Annotated in this window: 19 protein-coding genes; 7 read left to right on the plus strand and 12 right to left on the minus strand. The window is 70.1% G+C overall.

The genetic code is table 11. The features are described 5' to 3' along the window. Nucleotides 1-197 precede the first annotated feature (197 nt). A complete protein-coding gene (gene cimA / locus ACFPIH_RS21390) occupies nt 198-1811 on the plus strand; it encodes a citramalate synthase (protein WP_381174524.1) in 1614 nt (537 codons plus the stop codon). Nucleotide 1812: 1 nt separating this feature from the next. Here cimA and ACFPIH_RS21395 read toward each other — a convergent pair whose 3' ends face one another. Next, a complete protein-coding gene (locus ACFPIH_RS21395) occupies nt 1813-2205 on the minus strand; it encodes a hypothetical protein (RefSeq protein ID WP_381174526.1) in 393 nt (130 codons plus the stop codon). Here ACFPIH_RS21395 and ACFPIH_RS21400 point away from each other — a divergent pair. The 3 genes from ACFPIH_RS21400 to ACFPIH_RS21410 are packed head-to-tail and all read left to right on the plus strand — an operon-like array spanning nt 2167 to nt 6931. Then, the gene (locus ACFPIH_RS21400; protein WP_381174528.1) at nt 2167-2481 is read left to right on the plus strand and encodes an ATP-binding protein; all 315 of its coding nucleotides are present in this window, start codon (nt 2167-2169) and stop codon (nt 2479-2481) included. The two genes, ACFPIH_RS21395 and ACFPIH_RS21400, sit on opposite strands and share 39 nt — an antisense overlap. A 35-nt stretch (nt 2482-2516) precedes the next feature. Beyond that, nucleotides 2517-5534, plus strand: coding sequence for a glycoside hydrolase family 3 protein (locus tag ACFPIH_RS21405; protein WP_381174530.1), 3018 nt, complete (start codon nt 2517-2519; stop codon nt 5532-5534). Nucleotides 5535-5566: 32 nt separating this feature from the next. Continuing rightward, nucleotides 5567-6931 carry a hypothetical protein gene (locus ACFPIH_RS21410; protein ID WP_381174532.1) on the plus strand — a complete coding sequence of 455 codons (1365 nt, stop codon included), beginning with the start codon at nt 5567-5569 and terminating at the stop codon, nt 6929-6931. Between the two features lie 73 nt (nt 6932-7004). Here ACFPIH_RS21410 and ACFPIH_RS21415 read toward each other — a convergent pair whose 3' ends face one another. Next, complete coding sequence (locus ACFPIH_RS21415; RefSeq protein ID WP_381174534.1) at nt 7005-7787, minus strand: serine protease; 783 nt, start codon at nt 7785-7787, stop codon at nt 7005-7007. A gap of 153 nt (nt 7788-7940) precedes the next feature. Then, nucleotides 7941-8330, minus strand: coding sequence for a VOC family protein (locus tag ACFPIH_RS21420; RefSeq protein ID WP_381174536.1), 390 nt, complete (start codon nt 8328-8330; stop codon nt 7941-7943). A gap of 89 nt (nt 8331-8419) precedes the next feature. Here ACFPIH_RS21420 and ACFPIH_RS21425 point away from each other — a divergent pair, with 89 nt between their 5' ends. Further along, nucleotides 8420-9178, plus strand: coding sequence for a TetR/AcrR family transcriptional regulator (locus ACFPIH_RS21425; protein ID WP_381174538.1), 759 nt, complete (start codon nt 8420-8422; stop codon nt 9176-9178). 108 nt (nt 9179-9286) lie between these two features. Here ACFPIH_RS21425 and ACFPIH_RS21430 read toward each other — a convergent pair whose 3' ends face one another. Next, entirely contained in the window at nt 9287-9925 is a 639-nt protein-coding gene (locus ACFPIH_RS21430) for a hypothetical protein (RefSeq protein ID WP_381174540.1), read from the minus strand. Nucleotides 9926-10008: 83 nt separating this feature from the next. After that, the gene (locus ACFPIH_RS21435) at nt 10009-10617 is read right to left on the minus strand and encodes a YceI family protein (protein ID WP_381174542.1); all 609 of its coding nucleotides are present in this window, start codon (nt 10615-10617) and stop codon (nt 10009-10011) included. 325 nt (nt 10618-10942) lie between these two features. Between ACFPIH_RS21435 and ACFPIH_RS21440 the strand changes: the two genes are divergently transcribed. Beyond that, complete coding sequence (locus ACFPIH_RS21440; RefSeq protein ID WP_381174544.1) at nt 10943-12538, plus strand: acyl-CoA carboxylase subunit beta; 1596 nt, start codon at nt 10943-10945, stop codon at nt 12536-12538. A gap of 57 nt (nt 12539-12595) precedes the next feature. Further along, nucleotides 12596-12787 (plus strand): acyl-CoA carboxylase subunit epsilon, encoded by a 192-nt coding sequence (locus tag ACFPIH_RS21445; RefSeq protein WP_381174546.1) that lies wholly within the window; start codon nt 12596-12598, stop codon nt 12785-12787. Between the two features lie 293 nt (nt 12788-13080). Here ACFPIH_RS21445 and ACFPIH_RS21450 read toward each other — a convergent pair whose 3' ends face one another. The 7 genes from ACFPIH_RS21450 to ACFPIH_RS21480 form a co-directional block, all read right to left on the minus strand. Then, nucleotides 13081-13662 (minus strand): GTP-binding protein, encoded by a 582-nt coding sequence (locus tag ACFPIH_RS21450; protein WP_006375305.1) that lies wholly within the window; start codon nt 13660-13662, stop codon nt 13081-13083. Then, nucleotides 13643-14230, minus strand: a complete 588-nt coding sequence (locus ACFPIH_RS21455) for a DUF742 domain-containing protein (protein WP_381174549.1) — start codon at nt 14228-14230, stop codon at nt 13643-13645. Before ACFPIH_RS21455 ends, ACFPIH_RS21450 begins: the two co-directional genes overlap by 20 nt. Nucleotides 14231-14326: 96 nt before the next feature. Next, nucleotides 14327-14740 (minus strand): roadblock/LC7 domain-containing protein, encoded by a 414-nt coding sequence (locus ACFPIH_RS21460; protein WP_328753410.1) that lies wholly within the window; start codon nt 14738-14740, stop codon nt 14327-14329. A 10-nt stretch (nt 14741-14750) separates the two neighbouring features. Then, nucleotides 14751-18101 carry a sensor histidine kinase gene (locus ACFPIH_RS21465; protein ID WP_381174551.1) on the minus strand — a complete coding sequence of 1117 codons (3351 nt, stop codon included), beginning with the start codon at nt 18099-18101 and terminating at the stop codon, nt 14751-14753. Nucleotides 18102-18477: 376 nt separating this feature from the next. After that, nucleotides 18478-19053 (minus strand): GTP-binding protein, encoded by a 576-nt coding sequence (locus tag ACFPIH_RS21470; RefSeq protein ID WP_030793795.1) that lies wholly within the window; start codon nt 19051-19053, stop codon nt 18478-18480. Then, nucleotides 19034-19432, minus strand: coding sequence for a DUF742 domain-containing protein (locus tag ACFPIH_RS21475; RefSeq protein WP_009190816.1), 399 nt, complete (start codon nt 19430-19432; stop codon nt 19034-19036). The genes ACFPIH_RS21470 and ACFPIH_RS21475 overlap by 20 nt, the downstream gene beginning before the upstream one ends. 113 nt (nt 19433-19545) lie before the next feature. Further along, entirely contained in the window at nt 19546-19959 is a 414-nt protein-coding gene (locus ACFPIH_RS21480; protein ID WP_003993189.1) for a roadblock/LC7 domain-containing protein, read from the minus strand. Nucleotides 19960-19963 lie beyond the last annotated feature (4 nt).

A 19963-nucleotide genomic window follows, 5' to 3' on the forward strand; every position in this document is an offset into this window, starting at 1 on the left:
CCGCAGTGACCGCCACGTACGACCACGTACGAGCGGCCACCGTCGTCCTCGACCCGCGCGCAGACCTCTCGCACCCGCGAGAGGTTTTTCGCTTTTCTGGCCCACCCGCAGCCGGAGGCGAGCGCACGAGAGACCATGAGGGCGGTGGAGCCGGTCATTCCGGTAAGACCGAAGATCCCCAACAGGAGCCTTGAGACATGACCGCGACGCACACCAGCGAGCTCGACGACTCGTTCCACGTCTTCGACACCACCCTGCGCGACGGCGCCCAGCGGGAGGGCATCAACCTCACCGTCGCCGACAAGCTCGCGATCGCACGGCACCTGGACGACTTCGGCGTCGGATTCATCGAGGGCGGCTGGCCCGGTGCCAACCCGCGCGACACCGAGTTCTTCGCCCGCGCCCAGCAGGAGATCGAGTTCAGGCACGCCCAGCTGGTCGCCTTCGGCGCCACCCGCCGGGCCGGTGCCAAGGCGGCGGAGGACCCGCAGGTCAAGGCCCTCCTGGACTCCGGGGCCGACGTCATCACCCTCGTGGCCAAGTCCCACGACCGCCACGTCGAGCTCGCCCTGCGCACCACGCTGGACGAGAACCTGGAGATGGTCCGCGACACCGTCGCCCACCTGCGCGCCCAGGGCCGCCGGGTCTTCGTCGACTGCGAGCACTTCTTCGACGGCTACCGCGCCAACCCCGAGTACGCCAAGTCCGTCGTCCGCGCCGCCTCCGACGCGGGCGCCGATGTCGTCATCCTCTGCGACACCAACGGCGGCATGCTCCCGGCGCAGGTCCAGGCGGTGGTGGCGACCGTCCTCGCCGACACCGGGGCCCGCCTCGGCATCCACACCCAGGACGACACCGGCTGCGCGGTCGCCAACACGCTGGCCGCCGTCGACGCGGGCGCGACCCACGTCCAGTGCACGGCGAACGGCTACGGCGAGCGCGTCGGCAACGCCAACCTCTTCCCGGTGGTCGCCGCCCTGGAACTGAAGTACGGCAAGAAGGTCCTCCCCGAGGGCCGGCTGCGCGAGATGACGCGGATCTCGCACGCCATCGCCGAGGTCGTCAACCTCACGCCCTCCACCCATCAGCCGTACGTGGGAGTTTCCGCCTTCGCCCACAAGGCCGGGCTGCACGCCTCCGCGATCAAGGTCGACCCGGACCTCTACCAGCACATCGACCCCGAGCAGGTCGGCAACACCATGCGCATGCTGGTCTCGGACATGGCGGGCCGCGCCTCGATCGAGCTCAAGGGCAAGGAACTCGGCATCGACCTGGGCGGCGACCGCGAGCTGGTCGGCCGGGTCGTCGAGCGCGTCAAGGAGCGCGAGCTCAAGGGCTACACCTACGAGGCCGCCGACGCGTCCTTCGAACTCCTCCTGCGCACCGAGGTCCAGGGCGGCAAGCCTCCGCGCTACTTCCAGGTGGAGTCCTGGCGGGCCATCGTCGAGGACCGCCCCGACGGCACCCACGCCAACGAGGCCACGGTCAAGCTCTGGGCCAAGGGCGAGCGCATCGTCGCCACCGCCGAGGGCAACGGCCCGGTCAACGCCCTCGACCGCGCCCTGCGCGTCGCCCTGGAGAAGATCTACCCCCAGCTGGCCAAGCTCGACCTGGTCGACTACAAGGTCCGCATCCTGGAGGGCGTCCACGGCACCCAGTCCACCACCCGCGTCCTCATCTCCACGACGGACGGCACGGGCGAGTGGTCCACCGTGGGCGTAGCCGAAAACGTCATCGCCGCCTCCTGGCAGGCCCTGGAGGACGCGTACACATACGGCCTGCTGCGCGCGGGCGTGGCACCGGTGGAGTAGGTCACGGGGCCGCCGTCGACGGCGTAGGACGCGGCGGAGGGATCACGACGACCGGGCTCGGCGCCCCGGCGGGCACGCGCTCCGACTGCCAGGCCTGGCGGACGTCGTCGATGACGACCCGAGCACTGTGGGGCGACACGGCCAACTCCCGACGGGCCTCGGCGAGCAGTTCGAGGTATCCGTCGGGGCTCCGTGTCGCCGTCGCCAGGCGACCGTCGACGTCCGCTCTGCCGAAGACGTCCAGCAGGGTGAGGCAGAAGCACACGTGGGCGGTGGCCTCGTACGTGACGAGGAGGACCAGCGCGGCACGTAGTTGGCCCGTCGGTTCGGACGGCTCGTCCCGGGCCGCCCCCAGATGGGCGGCCAGACCGCGGAACGCACCCAGGACACCCACGGTCGTGGGTTCCCGCTACAGCTCCTCGACGATCAACGCGTTGGCCACGCCCGGCAGTTGGACCTGGTCGGTGTCTGTGTCGGCGAACTCGCCACCAACGCGCCGCTGCACGGCGTTCCACCCGGCCGGGGGTTGCTGCTGGTCGCCGCGTTGGCCGACAGGTGGGGGGTGGGGGAGCGGGACCCCGGCAAGGTCGTGCGGTGCGAGTTCGGCCGAGTGGCCGACGGGTGCCTTGACGGTTCGCCAGGTCGCCAATTGACTCACGGGGTGTTCTGAGCCGTAAGAGAGCCACGAGAGCCGAGGGAAGGTCCATGCAGAGAACCGCCCTGCTCGTCTCCGCCACTGTGTTCGCCGCGGTTGCCGCGCTGCTGCCCCCGATCGCCGCCGGGGCGGCCGACGACCCCGCCCCCACCCCGGTCGACCGCTTCGAGGGCGAGGTTCCCTTCGGGGGGCAGCCCGCCGAGGGCATCTTCACCTGGGGCAGCGACGCCGACGACCCGCCGACGCTGGGGCTCGCCGAGCGGTCCGACGCCCCGGAGGGACAGAAGGTCCTGGCCGGGACGTACGACATCAGCGGCTGGGGCGGCTTCACCCACGACTACGCCGCGACCGAGCCCGCCCACGACTGGTCCGCCCACCGGGGCATCCGCTTCTGGTGGGAGGGCCGCGGCACCGGCCGCGGTGTCGGCTTCGAGATCAAGGACGGCGGCGCCCACGGCGAGGCCTCCGAACTCTGGACGACCTCCTTCACCGACGACTTCACCGGCTGGCGGCAGATCGAGATCCCCTTCACGGACTTCGTCTACCGCACCGACTACCAGCCGGTCGGCGGCATCGACCAGGTCCTCGGGCTGACGCAGATGTGGGGATACGCCGTCACCCTCCCGCCCGGCACCCGGGGCGACTTCGCCATGGACGGCGTCGAGCTGTACGGGCGCGCCGACCAGGCCCTGCGCGCCTCCGTCACCACCGACGCGGCCGTGTACCCGGTGCGGGAGGGCGGCACGGCGAGCGTGCGGATCACCGTCGCCACCACCGGTTCCGCCCCGATCGACGAGCCCGTGACGGTGACGTACGAGACGGCCGGCGGTACCGCCGAGCCCGGCCGCGACTACACCCCGGTCACCGGCACGGTCACCTTCCCGGCGGGCACGGCCTCCGGAGCCACCCGCACGATCCAGGTGGCGACGACGAAGGACCGTACCGCCGAGTCCGCCGAGACCATCCCGCTGAAGCTCACGGTCACCGGTGCCAAGGCGCCCGCCGAGACCCCGCAGGTCGTCGTCGACGCGCACGGACTGCCGTATCTGAACCGCGAGTTGCCCGTGAAGAAGCGGGTCGCCGATCTTCTCTCCCGGATGTCCCTGGCGGAGAAGGCCGGGCAGATGACCCAGGCCGAGCGCGGCGCGCTGACCGCCCCCGGCGACATCGCCGCGTACGACCTCGGCTCGCTTCTCTCCGGCGGCGGTTCGACTCCCACGCCCAACACCCCCGAGGCCTGGGCGCGGATGATCGACGCCTTCCAACTCCGGTCGCGGGCAACCCGGTTCCAGATCCCGCTGATCTACGGTGTCGACGCCGTGCACGGCCACAACAACCTGGTCGGCGCCACGGTCATGCCCCACAACATCGGTATCGGGGCGACCAGGGATCCCCAACTCGCCGAGCGCACCGGCGCGGTGACCGCCGCCGAGGTCCGCGCCACCGGAGTCCCCTGGGACTTCGCCCCCTGTCTCTGCGTCACCCGCGACGAACGCTGGGGCCGCTCCTACGAGTCCTTCGGCGAGGACCCGGCACTCGTCGAGCAGATGGAGACGGTCATCCAGGGCCTCCAAGGCCGCCCCGACGGACGGGACTTGCGGCGGAACGACAAGGTCCTGGCCACCGCCAAGCACTTCGTCGGCGACGGCGGCACCACCTACGGCTCCTCCACCACGGGTACGTACACGATCGACCAGGGCGTCACCGAGGTCACCCGGAAGCAGCTGGAGGCCGTCCACCTCGCGCCGTACCAGGAGGCGGTCGACCGGGGCGTCGGCACGGTCATGCCCTCCTACTCCTCCCTCGACATCGCGGGCGACGGACAGGGCCCGGTGAAGATGCACGCCCGCGCCGACATGATCAACGGCGTGCTCAAGGGCCGGATGGGCTTCGACGGCTTCGTGATCAGCGACTGGGCGGCCATCGACCAGCTCCCCGGCGACTACGCGAGCGACGTCCGTACGTCCGTCAACGCCGGACTCGACATGATCATGGTCCCGTACGCCTACAAGGACTTCACCACCACCCTGATCGACGAGGTGACGGCGGGCCGGATCAGCGAACGGCGGATCGACGACGCCGTCTCCCGCGTCCTCACCCAGAAGTTCGGGCTCGGCCTCTTCGAACACCCGTACGCTGACACCGCCGGCGCCGCGAAGATCGGCTCCCCGGCGCACCGGGCCGTGGCCCGCGAGGCCGCCGCCGAGTCGCAGGTGCTGCTGAAGAACGCGGGCGGCGTGCTGCCCCTGCGCAAGAACCAGAAGGTGTACGTCGCCGGCTCCAACGCCGACGACCTCGGCAACCAGACCGGCGGCTGGACGGTCACCTGGCAGGGCTCCTCCGGGAACATCACCCCGGGCACGACGATCCTCGACGCCATGCGGAAGACGGCGACCACCGGCCGGATCACCTACTCGCGCGACGCCTCCGCGCCACTGACCGGCCACGACGTCGGGGTGGTCGTCGTCGGCGAGACCCCGTACGCCGAGGGTGTCGGAGACGTCGGCAACGGCCACGACCTGGAGCTGAGCGCCGCCGACCGGGCGGCGGTGGACAAGGTGTGCGCGGCGATGCGGTGCGCGGTACTGATCGTCTCCGGGCGTCCGCAGCTGATCGGCGACCGGCTCGGCGGGATCGACGCCCTGGTCGCGAGCTGGCTGCCCGGCACCGAGGGCGACGGTGTGGCCGACGTCCTCTACGGCCGCCGTGCCTTCTCCGGGCGGCTCCCGGTGACCTGGCCCCGCTCCGAGGCCCAGCTGCCGATCAACGTCGGCGATGCGGCGTACGACCCGCAGTTCCCGTACGGCTGGGGTCTGACCACGCTGACGAAGGTGCCCGGGGGCGGACTGCACACCCTGCACCGGCTGTGGACCGAGGCCGGACGGGCGCGTACGGCCGAGGCGGGCCGCGCGGCGGTCGACCAGGCCCGCCAGATCGTCCAGCAGCGCGTCGGCGACCGGATCACGGCCGCCGTGGCGAAGCCCTTCGCCGAGGCGGACCACCTGCTGCTGGGCGGACGGTACGGACAGGCGGTGCGGAAGCTGATCGAGGCGTATCGCGCCGAGTGACCGGTTCGGTGGGCTTCGGGTAGTTTCGAAGCATGAAGGGTGTCGTACGGCCCCGAAGCCTCCTGGTGCTGCTCGCCGCGCTGGCGCTGGCGTTCCTGACCGTGTTCGCGCCCCGGGCGACGGCCGAGACCAGCGTGTCGGCCGTCGCCCGGGCACTGCGCGACAGCCCGGTCTACGTCGATCCGGCGGCGTCCGCCCAGCTCTCCCGGGCGGACGCGCACACCCTTCAGGAGCGGATCGAGAAGGCCGACAAGCCGCTGTTCGTCGCGGTCCTCCCGGCGGACTACCCCACCGCCGACCTCTTCACCAGCCTGCGCACCGCCACCGGGATCACCGGTCTGTACGCGATCCGCCTGGGCGACCGTCTCGACGCCCGCGCCGACTCCTCCGTCCTGCCGCGCACGGCTGTCCGCAACCTGGTCACCAGCGTCCAGGGAGAGAGCGACGCCAAGGCCCAGCTGGACGACTTCACCGACCGGGCCCTGGCCAACATGGGCGGCTCGGCCCCCGCGAGCTGGAGCGGCTCGTCCGGCTCTGGCGGCGGTGGAGTCTCGACGTCGGCCCTGGTCACGGTCGGTGTGGTCCTGGTGGCGGGCGGCGCGGGCACGTACGCGCTGGTCCGCCGAAGCCGCCGCCGGCACGAGGAGGAGCGGCGGGCCGCCCTGGAACGTCTGAGGGTGGTGGTCGACGAGGACATCACCGCCTTCGGCGAGGAACTCGACCGCCTGGACTTCCACCCCGCGGAGCCCGGCGCCGACGACGCGATGCGCGCCGACTACGAACACGCCCTCGACGCCTACGACCGGGCCAAGACGGCCATGGCCGCGGCGGCCGCACCGGAGGACGTCACCCCCGTCACCCAGGCCTTGGAGGACGGCCGTTTCTCCCTGGCCCGGCTGGCCGCCCGCCGCGAGCGGAAACCCCTGCCGGAACGCCGCCCGCCGTGCTTCTTCGACCCTCGCCACGGCCCCTCCGTCGCCGACGCCACCTGGACCCCGCCCGGCGGGGCCACACGAGAGGTGCCGGTCTGCGCGGCGGACGCCACGCGGCTGGCCGACGGCCGCGACCCGGTGATCCGCGAGGTCGACAGCGACTACGGCCGCCGCCCCTACTGGGAGGCCGGCCCCGCCTACGGTCCCTGGGCCGGCGGCTACTTCGGCGGCGGCCTGCTCCCCGGCCTCCTCGTCGGCACGATGCTCGGCGGACTGATGTCCGCGCCGGCCTACGGCGCCGACTACGGAACCGGTTACGGCGACTTCACCGGAAGCGGCTACGACGGCGGTGACGTCTCCGGCGCGGACTTCGACTCCGGCGACTTCGGCGGAGGCTTCGGCGACGGAGGCGGGGGAGGGGACTTCGGCGGGGGCGGCGGAGGCGACTTCGGCGGCGGCTTCTGACACAGGACGCCGTGAACGCCGTGCCCCGGGAGCGGGAGGATGCCCCCGGGACACGGCGTTCAGACGGTGGGCGTCAGAGCGAGGCCGCCGCGGAGGCTATCGCCGAGGCGAAGGTGGACACCTCGGAGTAGACGCCGGGAGCGTTGGGCTGGGCGCAGCCGATGCCCCAGCTGACGATGCCGACCTGGATCCAGGCGTTGTTGGCGTCCCGGCGGAACATCGGACCGCCCGAGTCGCCCTGGCAGGTGTCGACGCCGCCCGCCGCGTAGCCGGCACAGATCTCGTCGCTGGCGACCAGGCCGCTGTAGCCGCTGTAGGCACGGCAGGTGGCGTCGCTGACGAACGGCACGGTGGCCTTGAGCAGGTAGCGCTGCTGGGCACCGCCCTGCACGGCCGCGCCCCATCCGGCGACGGTGAAGGTGCCGGTGTTGTACGTCGTGGTCGTGGCGATGGGCAGCGTCGGCAGGTTGATGGGCGCGGCGAGCTTGATGAGCGCCCAGTCCTTGCCGTTGCCGTTGTAGCCGGGGGCCCGGTAGACGTACGTGGACCTGACCTGCACCCGGCCGGTGGTCGACTGGAGGTCCACGACGCCGGCGGTCGCGGTGATGCTGGTGTTGGCGCCCGTCCCGCTGACGCAGTGCGCGGCGGTCAGCACGATCTGCTGGGTGTAGAGCGCGCCGCCGCAGCCCATGGAGAGCCGGACCATGAACGGGAACTCGCTCTGCGCGGCCCGGGTTCCGCCGATGACGGGGGAGGGGGCGGCCTGCGCGGCGGAGACGGGCTGGAGGCTGGCGACGGCGAGGGCGGTCGCGCCGACGGCCGCGAGTCTCTTGAGGGCGGTGAGGAGTTTCTTCAAGGTGCTGCCTTCCGTGGGGGGTGGGATGACGTGCACATGCCAATAGAGACGGCAAAGAAACGGCCATGCACTGGCATGGTCAGGTCAAATCTATTGCTGGATTATGTGGATCCTGTGAGCCCTCGCACAAGGGGGGATATTCGGCCACGGCGCTCAGTGGCTCCCCGGCCCGTTCCAGTCGACCAGCTGGACGACGACGCCGTTGGGGTCGCGGACCTGGAAGGCGCGCTCGCCCCACTCCTCCTCCGTCAGCGGCATGGTGATCGTCACGCCCTCGGAGCGCAGCCGCGCCAGCTCGCCCTCCAGGTCCTCGACGACGAACGCGAGGATCAGACCGGCGGCGCGCTCGTCGCGCTGGTCGGCCGGGAGGGTGTCCAGCCCCCGCCGCAGGTAGATGACGTTCAGGCCGGCGTCGTCGCGGGTCAGGGAGGCGAAGCCGTCGGCGGACATCTCCTCGCGGAAGCCGAAGTGCCGGGCGAGGAAGACGCTGGACGCGGGGACGTCGTCGACGTTGAGGGACACGGCACTGGAGGTGATACGCACGGCGGTCTCTTCTCTGCTGATTTTCTCTGTACGCAGTACAATGTACATCGTACAGAGTTGTGGGAGACGTCGTGCGGGAAGATGATCCGGTGCCGACGGAACGAACCAGCGCGGGCGACCCGGCCCGCACCCTGCAACTGCTGTGGCGCGACACGTCCCCCGACGGTCGCCGAGGACCACGACGGGGGCTGAGCGTCGACGCGGTCGTCGAGGCCGCCACGGCCGTCGCCGACGCGGAGGGCCTGGACGCGCTGACCATGCGCCGCGTGGCCAAGGAACTCGGCGTGGTGCCGATGACGCTCTACACCTACGTCCCCGGCAAGGCCGAACTCCTCGACCTCATGGTCGACGCCGCCTATGCCCGGATGCCCCGCACCGACACCGCCGATCAGCCCTGGCGGCAGCGGCTCACCGCCGTCGCCGAGGAGAACCGGGCCCTGTACGAGCGCCATCCGTGGGCCGCCGCCGTGTCCACCGCCCGCCCTCCGCTGGGGCCGGGCCAGATGGCGAAGTACGAGCACGAACTGTCGGCGCTCGACGGGCTCGGCCTCGGCGACGTCGAGATGGACGACTGCCTGGCCCATCTGCTCACCTTCGTGCAGGCCTGCTCCCGCGCCGCCGCCGACGCCCGTGCCGCGCGGCAGGAGAGCGCCATGAACGACGAGCGGTGGTGGGAGCTGAACGGCCCCCTCCTCGCCCGGGTCCTCGACGAGGACGCCTACCCCACCGCCGTCCGGGTCGGCGCGGCGGCGGGTGCGGCGCACGGCAGCGCCTACGACCCCGCCCACGCCTACGACTTCGGGCTGCGGCGCGTCCTCGACTCGTTCGCCACGCTGATCGACGCGTGACGCAAGTGGTTCAGGACGCCTTCGCCGCGCTGCGGACGGTCAAGTCGACGGCGAGCCGGGCACTGGGGACGGCCGGGACGGCCGGGACCAGTGCCCGGGGAACCTGCTTCAGTCCTGGGCCGCCGACTTGGCGAAGTCGAGCAGGGCGCCGAAGTCGATCCCGCCCGGGTCGCCGTGTTCGTTCTCCGGGACGTGCATATGGCCGCAGACGCCCTTGAAGGCGTTCCAGCGGCTGTGGCTCATCCGCTGGCCGCCCTGGTTGCCGGCCGACCTGGGGTAGGCGGGCCACAGGGACGGGCCGCGCAGGGGGACGTCGTGGTGGATGTTCATCCAGGCCAGGTACTCGGCCAGCGAGCGCAGGGCCCACTCGGGGGCCTTCGGCCAGTAGATGTGGGTCTTGTCGCCGGTCTTCCACTTGGTGTGGAGGTCGGGATCGCAGGTGCCGACGAGTTCCGCCTGGCAGACGTTCAGGGTGTTCGTCTCGACGCCGCCGCGCAGGTTGACCAGCGCGCGCGAGGAGACATCGATGTCGAAGTGCTGGTACCAGCGCAGCCTGCGCGCGGCGAAGTCGGGTACCGCCGTGAGGTTCGGGGCGCTCGCGCCGCCCTGGTAGTCGGGGAGACTGCGGCCCTCGGTGGTGTGCAGCACGACGACGTTGACCTCCATGCGGTCACCGCCGAACTTGCTCTGGTACCAGTGGTCGCGGTTCGCGCCCGGGTAGTGCTGGGGTCCGGTCCTGGTGCTCATGGAACGCGACTGTGGCACATATCACAGAGAAGGGCCGGAGGATGATCACCTCCGGCCCTTATGTACCGCTTTGGATCAGATCGTCACGCGTTCTTGATCGCGGAGATGTCGAAGTTGAGCTTGATCTTGTCCGAGACCAGTACGCCACCGGTCTCCAGCGCCGCGTTCCAGGTCAGGCCCCACTCGGAGCGCAGGATTTCCGCCTTGCCCTCGAAGCCGACGCGCTCGTTGCCGAACGGGTCCTTGGCGGAGCCGTTGAACTCGAGGTCGATGGTCAGCTCCTTGGTGACACCGAGGATGGTGAGGTCACCGGTGACGCGGTAGTCGTCGCCGCCGAGCGCCTCCGCCGAGGTGGAGCGGAACGTCATCGTCGGGAACTCGTCGGTCTTGAAGAAGTCCGCGCTCTTCAGGTGGCCGTCACGATCGGCGGACCCGGTGTCGATGCTCTCCATCGTCACGTCGAGGGTCGCGGTGGACTTGGCCGGGTCACTGCCGTCCAGGTGCAGCGAGCCGGTGAAGTCGTCGAACTTGCCCTTGACGTTCGTGACCATCGCGTGGCGGGCGACGAAGCCGATCGTCGTGTGGGCCGGGTCGATCGTGTACTCGCCGGTCAGCGCGGCGAGGTCCGGATTCACGCCGGCGCCCGTGGCGGCGGTGTTCTCGGTGCTGTCCTTGCGGCCGAAGATACCCATGACGTGCTCCTTGGGGGACGGGAAGATCGATGACGTTGAATCTTCAACGAGCCTAACGTGAGTGATGCGGAACCTATTCCTTCCGGGTGCCCTTCGAGGCCGGATACTCTCCTCCCGTCACCCGGCCGGACGAGCCCGCCACGCCCCGAATGTCAGGTGGGTCTCGCTCTTCCTCTTTGTGTGACCCCTACAAGGCCCGGGCCCCCTGAGCAGTCAGAACGGCTGCATGCCCCCAGGGTTCTGTTCGGTGCTACCAGGAAAACGCGCCGGAGACTGTACGGAGTCGACGTCTCGCTTTCCTTGGCGGGCTTCGTAAGGTCGCTACATGACCGTTTTGGAAGAGGCGACGAGCGAGCCGGCGAGCGAGCCGGCGGATGCGCGCGGCCGGGTCGCCGAGCTGCACGAAATCCGTGCGCAGGCACTGGCCGGCCCGAGCGAGAAGGCGACCCAGGCGCAGCACGCCAAGGGCAAGCTGACCGCCCGGGAGCGTATCGAGCTGCTCCTGGACCCGGGCTCCTTCCAGGAGGTCGAGCAGCTGCGCCGGCACCGCGCGGTCGGCTTCGGCCTGGAGGCGAAGAAGCCGTTCACCGACGGTGTCATCACCGGCTGGGGCACGGTCGAGGGCCGTACGGTCTTCGTCTACGCCCACGACTTCCGCATCTTCGGCGGCGCGCTGGGCGAGGCCCACGCCACGAAGATCCACAAGATCATGGACATGGCCATCGCGGCCGGCGCGCCCCTGGTCTCCCTCAACGACGGCGCGGGCGCCCGTATCCAGGAGGGCGTCAGCGCTCTCGCGGGCTACGGCGGCATCTTCCAGCGCAACACAAAGGCGTCCGGTGTCATCCCGCAGATCAGCGTGATGCTCGGCCCCTGCGCGGGCGGCGCGGCCTACAGCCCCGCCCTCACCGACTTCGTGTTCATGGTCCGTGAGACCTCGCAGATGTTCATCACCGGTCCGGACGTCGTCAAGGCCGTCACCGGTGAGGAGATCACCCAGAACGGCCTCGGCGGCGCCGACGTCCACGCGGAGACCTCCGGCGTCTGCCACTTCGCGTACGACGACGAGGAGACCTGCATCGCGGAGGTGCGCTACCTCCTGTCGCTGCTGCCGCAGAACAACCGTGAGAACCCGCCGCGCGTCGAGTCCACCGACCCGGCCGACCGGCGCGGCGACACCCTGCTCGACCTGGTCCCGGCCGACGGGAACCGGCCGTACGACATGACCAAGGTCATCGAGGAGATCGTCGACGACGGCGAGTACCTGGAGGTCCACGAGCGCTGGGCGCGCAACATCATCTGCGCCCTGGCCCGCCTCGACGGTCAGGTGGTCGGCATCGTCGCCAACCAGCCGATGACCATCGCGGGCGTCCTGGACATCGAGGCCTCGGAAAAAGCTGCACGCTTTGTCCAGATGTGTGACGCTTTTAACATCCCGATCGTCACCTTCCTGGACGTCCCCGGATTCCTCCCGGGTGTCGACCAGGAGCACGGCGGGATCATCCGTCACGGAGCGAAGCTGCTCTACGCCTACTGCAACGCGACCGTGCCGCGCATCTCCCTCATCCTCCGCAAGGCGTACGGAGGTGCCTACATCGTCATGGACAGCCAGTCCATCGGCGCCGACCTCACCTACGCCTGGCCGACGAACGAGATCGCCGTGATGGGCGCCGAGGGTGCCGCCAACGTCATCTTCCGGCGCCAGATCGCCGAGGCCGAGGACCCCGAGGCCATGCGGGCCCGCATGGTCAAGGAGTACAAGTCCGAGCTGATGCACCCGTACTACGCGGCCGAGCGCGGCCTGGTCGACGACGTCATCGACCCCGCCGAGACCCGCGAGGTCCTCGTCCGCTCCCTGGCGATGCTCCAGTCGAAGCACGCGGACCTGCCGTCCCGTAAGCACGGCAACCCCCCGCAGTAACCCTGCGGACTCTCCGCGACACCCGCGCGGAAACCTCTCTCACGGAGACTGACACCCATGAACACTCCCGACATCCGCGTCGAGAAGGGCCACGCCGAGCCCGAGGAAGTCGCCGCCATCACGGCGATCCTGCTGGCCCGTGCCGCCGCCCGCCCCTCCGAGACCCCCCAGGCGCACCGCCGCCCCCGGGCCGGCTGGCGCCGCCTGGAGCGCGAGGGCGGCTTCCGCGCCCCGCACAGCTGGCACTAGCCGGCACAGCGCGCGAGAACGACGAGAAGGGCCCCCTCCAGCCGGAGGGGGCCCTTCTCGTGTACCGGTCCCCGGCGTCGTGTACCGGTCCGTGGCGCAAAACCGTTCGTCCCCCGAAGCCCTGTGCGCCTCTGTGGGGGACTTTGAGACAGCCCGGCAGGGAGAATCCTCCATGCCGGGCCGTACGACGGCACAGGTGCCGTGTGGGCCGTTGTGGGGTGCCGACGGCGTCGTACCGGTGTGTCAGGAGTGACGAGTGACCGGAAGTCGCCCATGGCCGGCCGCTGTGTCCGCTAGCGGAGGCGGGCCATCAGGGCGTGCTCCACCAGGGTGATCAGCGCCGACTTCGCGTCCGCGCGGTGGCGGGCGTCGGTGGTGATGATCGGGGTGTCCGGGCCGATCTGCAGGGCCTCGCGCACCTCGTCCGGGTTGTACGGCTGACTGCCGTCGAAGCCGTTGAGGGCGATCACGAAGGGGAGACCCGAGTTCTCGAAGTAGTCGACCGCGGGGAAGCAGTCGGCGAGACGGCGGGTGTCCACCAGAACGATCGCGCCGATCGCGCCGCGTACCAGGTCGTCCCACATGAACCAGAAGCGGTCCTGGCCCGGCGTACCGAAGAGGTACAGGATCAGGTCCTGGTCGAGGGTGATACGGCCGAAGTCCATGGCCACCGTGGTGGTGGTCTTGTCCCCGGTGTGGGTGAGGTCGTCGATGCCCGCGCTCGCGGACGTCATCACGGCCTCGGTACGCAGCGGGTTGATCTCCGAGACGGCCCCGACGAACGTGGTCTTGCCCACGCCGAAGCCACCCGCCACCACGATCTTCGCTGAGGTGGTGGAGCGGGAAGGACCGCCGCTAGAGCTTGCGAAGTCCACTGAGCACCCTTTCGAGCAGTGTCACGTCTGGCTGGCCGCCGGCGCTCTCGTCGCCGCCGGGCTGATGAATGGCGACCAGGCCCGCCTCCGCCAAGTCGGCGACGAGGATCCTGGCCACGCCGAGAGGGATGGTCAGGAGGGCCGAGATCTCGGCCACCGACTTGATCTCACGGCACAGATTGCAGATCCGCTGATGCTCGGGCAGCTGGCCCTGCATCTGGTGCGGCTGCGCAGTGGTGTGCACCAGCGCCTCGATGGCGAGCTGGTAGCGCGGGCGGGTCCGGCCGCCGGTCATGGCGTACGGACGCACCAGGGGGTTGTTCGACGCCCCGGCGGGTGCCGGCTCGGGGGTGCGGCGGTGCGGCTGCACGGGCTGGATGCGCGGGGCCGGCGGCTGGTCGTACGGCGACGGACCGGGGCCCTGCGGACCCTGGGGCGTGTACGGCCGCTGCTGGCTGGGTGTGGAGGGGAAGTTGTAACGGTTCGGGTTCTGGGAACCGTCGTTCGGGCCCTGGGCAGGGCCGTACGACCAGTTGCCTGAATGGGAACCGCCTGGGGGTGTTGCCACTTTCTCTCCTCCTCCGACTGCGCCGGGCACCCATCACTGTGGAGCCGCGTCCCGAAACCCTACGGCCTCGGGACGCCAAAACGCACCGTCCGACTGTTAGTTGAGAAGGCTCCCTTGGAGCTCCGCACGAAGATCGGGGGTCAGGACCGAACCGGCACGGTCCACCAGAAGTGCCATCTCGTACCCGATGAGGCCGATGTCCGCCTCCGGATGTGCGAGAACCGCGAGCGAGGAACCGTCCGATACGGACATGAGGAACAGGAATCCCCGCTCCATCTCCACAACGGTCTGGTTCACGGCGCCACCCTCGAAGATCCGGGAGGCGCCCGCCGTCAGTGACGTCAGACCGGAGGCGACGGCCGCGAGCTGGTCGGCACGGTCGCGGGGGAAGCCGTCGGACATCGCCAGAAGGAGTCCGTCGGCGGAGACCACCACCGTGTGGGACACCCCCGGGGTGTTGTCCACGAAGTTGGTGATCAACCAGTTCAGGTTCTGTGCCGCCTGGCTCATCGGGCTCACACTAACGCTCCTGGTTGTAGGTGCTGTCAGGACCGAAGCCCTGGCCGTTCGTTTCACTGCTTGCGTTGCGCCCGCGCTGGACACCCCGACGCAGGTTGCTCAACCTGCCTCGGACGTCCTCCGGGGCGCGGGAGACCTGGGGGCCTCCCTGGGGGGTGCTCTCGGCGGCGCCCTCGACCAGGTTGGCCTTGGGCACCCGTCGCGGCAGACCGGACGAGGTGACCCCGCCTGCCTTGGGCTTCCGGAGCTGCGAGGCCTGCTGCCAGCGCGCGTCGTTGGCCGAACGCCAGCTGTCGTCGCCGTTGGTGCCGTTGCTGTCCGGAGTGGGGGCCGGTGCTTCCTGGTGCACGGGCCGCGCGGCGCCGGCTGAACCGTTCGCCGCGGTGGATCCGCGGCGGGGAAGCCCGGCGTCGGTCAGCGCGTGGACGGCGGAGGGGGCCGGTCCCGGACGGTCGAAGCCTACGTGGTCCCGCTCACCCGCGTCAGCGGTCTGCGTGGACTCCGCTTCCGGAGCGTACTGGTCCGCGTAGCCGTTCTGGTAACCGGACTGCTGGGGCCAGTCGTCCTGGTAGGGCTTCTCCTCGTATGCCGGGAAGCCCTCGCCGACGGGCGTGTGCGCGGGGGCGCGCTCGTCCTGGGCGGGCTCCGCATACGCCGGGTCGGGGTAGCCGCCGCTCGCCGGGAAGGCGCCGTTCTGCGGCGGGGCGCCGGGGGACGAGAAGGACTCGCCCTGCGGCAGACCGCTGTTCGGCGCGAAGTACTGGTCGTCGTACGACCCGCTCTGCCGCTCGTCGTACGGCGCCTGCTGGGGCTCCTCGTACGATGTGCGCCCGCCCTGGCCGTTCTGGGTGTGCCGGCCGTTCTGGCTGTCGAACGCCGACGGCTGTTCGGCGAACGGCGTCCGGCCGGCGTCGTAGCCGGGGGGAGAGGCATCGAAGCCGTTGCCGTACGACGGCTGCTGCGCGGCGGGCTCGAAGCCCTCGGGGAACGCGGGGATCTCCTGCGTCTGCTGCGGCTGTCCGCCCTGTGACTCCAGGGCGGCCTTGCGCTCCTCGCGCATCAGCGAGCGGCCGACGGGGTCCAGGTCGCGGAGGTCGTCGGGGACCTCGTAGCGGCTGTCGTCGAAGCCGAGTTCGGCGGCCGTGCGCATCGGCAGGCCGTTGTTGAAGTCCTCGCCCGGGAGCTGCTGGAGCTGCTGCTGCTCCGGGATGATCTGCGAGACCGTGAAGTCGTCGCGCTCCGGCTGGTGTTCGCCGCCGCCACCGTGGGTGATGGCGTCCGGGAGCATGACCAGCGAGGTGGTGCCGGCCTGCTCGCCCGAGGGGCGCAGCTGGACGCGGATGCCGTGCCGGTCGGACAGCCGGCCGACCACGAAGAGGCCCATGCGCTGGGAGATCGCGGCGTCCACGGTCGGCGGGTTGGCCAGCTTGTGGTTGATGTCCGCGAAGTCCTCGGCGGTGAGGCCGATGCCCTTGTCGTGGATCTCGATCATGACCCGGCCGTCGGGAAGACGGGTGGCCGTGACCCGGACCTTGGTCTGCGGGGAGGAGAACGTCGTCGCGTTCTCCAGCAGCTCGGCGAGCAGGTGCACGAGGTCGGTCACGGCGCGGCCGTGGATCTCGGCCTCCGGGACACCGGACAGCTCGATGCGCTCGTACTGCTCCACCTCGGAGGAGGCGGCGCGCAGCACGTCGACCAGCGGGACCGGCTGGTCCCAGCGGCGGCCGGGCTCCTCGCCGGCGAGGACCAGGAGGTTCTCGCCGTTGCGGCGCATACGGGTCGCGAGATGGTCCAGCCGGAAGAGGTTCTCCAGCTGGTCCGGGTCGGCCTCGTTGTTCTCCAGGTCGGTGATCAGGGTCAGCTGGCCCTCGATCAGGGACTGGTTGCGGCGCGAGAGGTTGGTGAAGATCGCGTTGATGTTGCCCCGGAGCAGAGCCTGCTCGGCGGCCAGTCGGACCGCCTCGCGGTGGACCTGGTCGAAGGCGCGGGCGACCTCGCCGATCTCGTCCCTGGTGTTGATGGGGATCGGCTGGACCCGGGTGTCGACCCGGCCGGGGTCGGTGCGCGAGAGCTGGTCGACCAGCATCGGCAGCCGCTGCTCGGCGATGCCGAAGGCGGCGTTGCGCAGCTGGCGCATGGACGTGCTCATCTGGCGCGCCATGAGGGAGGCGATGATGAACGCCGCCAGCAGGGCGATGATGACGATCGCGCCGTTGACGATGGCGTCGCGCTGGGCGTCGGAGGCGATCTTGCCCGCCTCACTGACCGCGCGGTCGATGAGCTCGTTCTCGACCTGGCTGTAACCCTGGAACTTCAGCGTCGAGGCCGCCATCCACGACTCGGCGGTGATGCCCTGTGCGGCAAGCTGTGCCGGTGACTGGCCGCTGCCGATCGCCTGGATCATCGCGGTCATCGTGGGCGGCGCGACGAACTCCTGGCCCGCGGCCTCCGCCTTGGCCTTCGCGGCGGCGGCCTGCTTCTGACCCTCTTCGGTCTTCTCCTTGAAGACCTCGGTGAGCCGCGCGGCGTCCTGGACGGTGCCGCCGGAGACGTACTCCTGCAGGGCGATGCCCTCCAGGTAGGCGTACGAGGTGAACGCGGTGACCTGCTGGGTGAAGACCTTCTTGTCGGGGCTGGGCCGGACCAGAAGGTGCATGCCGATCGCGCGCTGCAGGGACTCGGCCCCCTTGCCGAGGGAGACCGCGTACACCGTGCGGCCGTAGGCCGTGATGTTGCCGGTGCCGAGGCCGAGCTCGTTGGAGAACTCCACCAGCAGGTGCTCGACCGTGACGTAGCCCTCTTCGGTCTTCACCGGGTCCATCGCCTTCGAGAAGGCGGCCGCGCGGATCTTCGTCAGGGCCGGCTCGGCCTCTTCGACCAACTTCAGGCGGCGCTTGAGGCCTTCCGTGTCCGGCATCCCGACGACCTCGTCGTGGAACGCGGTGGCCTTCGCGTCGGTGGTGGCGCGGGCGGCCTTGACGATCTTGTCGTTCGGCTTGTTCTGCAGCAGCGGCTGGGCGGTGACGTCCCGCTCGTCGAGGAGCGCCTCGGCGTACTGGCTGGCGGCGGCCACGATCTTCGCGACCTTCTCCGCGTCGCGGGCCTCCTGCCAGGTGTCGATCGAGCCCTTCACCTGGAAGCCGCCCATGATGAGGCCGACCAGCACGGGTATGAGCAGGATCGCGTTCAGCCTGGTAGGCACCCGCCAGTTGCGTGGGGACAGCCGTCCCCCGCTCTTGGCCGGTGGGGCCGCCTGCTCCGAGCCGGGTACAGGGGCGGTCGCCGCTCCGCGCGGCGGCGGGGTGAAGTTGCCCCGGGCCGCCGGCTCGGGACTTTTCTTGCTTCGCCTCACTCGACCAACAACCTCTCGGCGGTCGGCACCTTCGTCGTGCCGCAGTGTCTCAGAGCCCGGTCAGCCATCGACCATCAGTACGTCATTGACTATTGGGCAGTTCAGGCATTCCAGCATGTCGACCTGCGCTCTTCCAAACATGGAGTAGTACGGGTTCGATGTGATGTAAGCCCCACATAAAACGGTCAAAAAGAACGAGCCCCGTCAAAAGACGGGGCTTTCGTGCGCGCAGCGAGACCAAATGACCGCGACGCGTTGCGGTACCACCCGATTCCTCTGCCGAAACGTTATGAACACCGGAGCCAGCCGTGTCAAAGGCCACAGCCGGCTCCGGAGCGTCTACGACAACTGCCGTATGGCACTACGTTCTTGAAAGTTACCGCAGCCGCGCCATGAGTGCGTGCTCGACCAGGGTGATCAGCGCGCTCTTGGCATCCGAGCGGTGCCGGGCGTCGGTCGTGATGATCGGGGTGTCCGGCCCGATCTGCAGCGCCTCGCGCACCTCTTCGGGCTGGTAGGGCTGCTGGCCGTCGAAGCCGTTGAGGGCCACGACGAACGGCAGACCGCTGTTCTCGAAGTAGTCGACCGCGGGGAAGCAGTCGGCGAGACGGCGGGTGTCCACCAGAACCACCGCGCCGATGGCACCGCGTACCAGGTCGTCCCACATGAACCAGAAGCGGTCCTGGCCCGGCGTACCGAAGAGGTACAGGATCAGGTCCTGGTCGAGGGTGATACGGCCGAAGTCCATGGCCACCGTGGTGGTGGTCTTGTCCCCGGTGTGGGTGAGGTCGTCGATGCCCGCGCTCGCGGACGTCATCACGGCCTCCGTACGCAGCGGGTTGATCTCGGAGACCGCTCCCACGAACGTGGTCTTGCCCACGCCGAAGCCGCCCGCCACCACGATCTTCGCCGAGGTGGTGGCCCGGCCACCGTCAGAGCTTGCGAAGTCCACTGAGCACCCTTTCGAGCAGCGTCACGTCCGGAGCGCCACCGTTGTTCTCGTCGCCGCCCGGCTGGTGAATGGCCACCAGACCGGCCTCGGCGAGGTCCGCCACCAGGATCCGGGCCACACCGAGCGGCATGGCCAGCAGCGCCGACACCTCGGCGACCGACTTCACCTCGCGGCACAGATGACAGATGCGCTGGTGCTCGGGAAGCAGCCCCATGAGCGCTGCCGGGTCGGCCGTGGTGCTGATCAGTGCCTCGATGGCGAGCTGATAGCGCGGCCGGGTCCGGCCACCGGTCATCGCGTACGGACGCACCAGCGGCTGGTCGCCCTCATCGCCGTACGGCTCCGCGTACGGATCATGATGGGCGGTGGGCGGGGTCATGGATCCTCCGGGCGGGACAGCATTCTCGGTCAGTCGTGCCGTCCGTCGAGGCCGGTGGGGGGAATTGTGTCGGCCGGACGGTGATTTCGTGAGGTGGGTGGTACTGGGGCGGGTCAGTGGAGCAGACTGCCCTGTAGCTCGGCACGCAGGTCGGGCGTGAGCACCGCGCCCGCGCGATCGACGAGCAGCGCCATCTCGTAGCCGACGAGGCCGATGTCGCACTCGGGGTGCGCCAGTACGGCGAGGGAAGAGCCGTCCGAGACGGACATGAGGAAGAGGAACCCTCTTTCCATCTCGACGACCGTCTGGGCAACGCTGCCGCCCTCGAAGATCCGGGAGGCACCGGCCGTGAGCGAGGTGAGCCCCGACGCGACCGCCGCCAGCTGGTCGGCACGGTCGCGCGGGAAGCCCTCGGACATCGCGAGCAGAAGCCCGTCGGCGGACACGACGACGGTGTGGGACACCCCAGGGGTGTTGTCCACGAAGTTGGTGATCAACCAGTTCAGGTTCTGTGCAGCCTGGCTCATCTGG

This window comes from Streptomyces vulcanius (genome assembly GCF_042653945.1).
GTDB lineage: Bacteria > Actinomycetota > Actinomycetes > Streptomycetales > Streptomycetaceae > Streptomyces > Streptomyces mangrovi.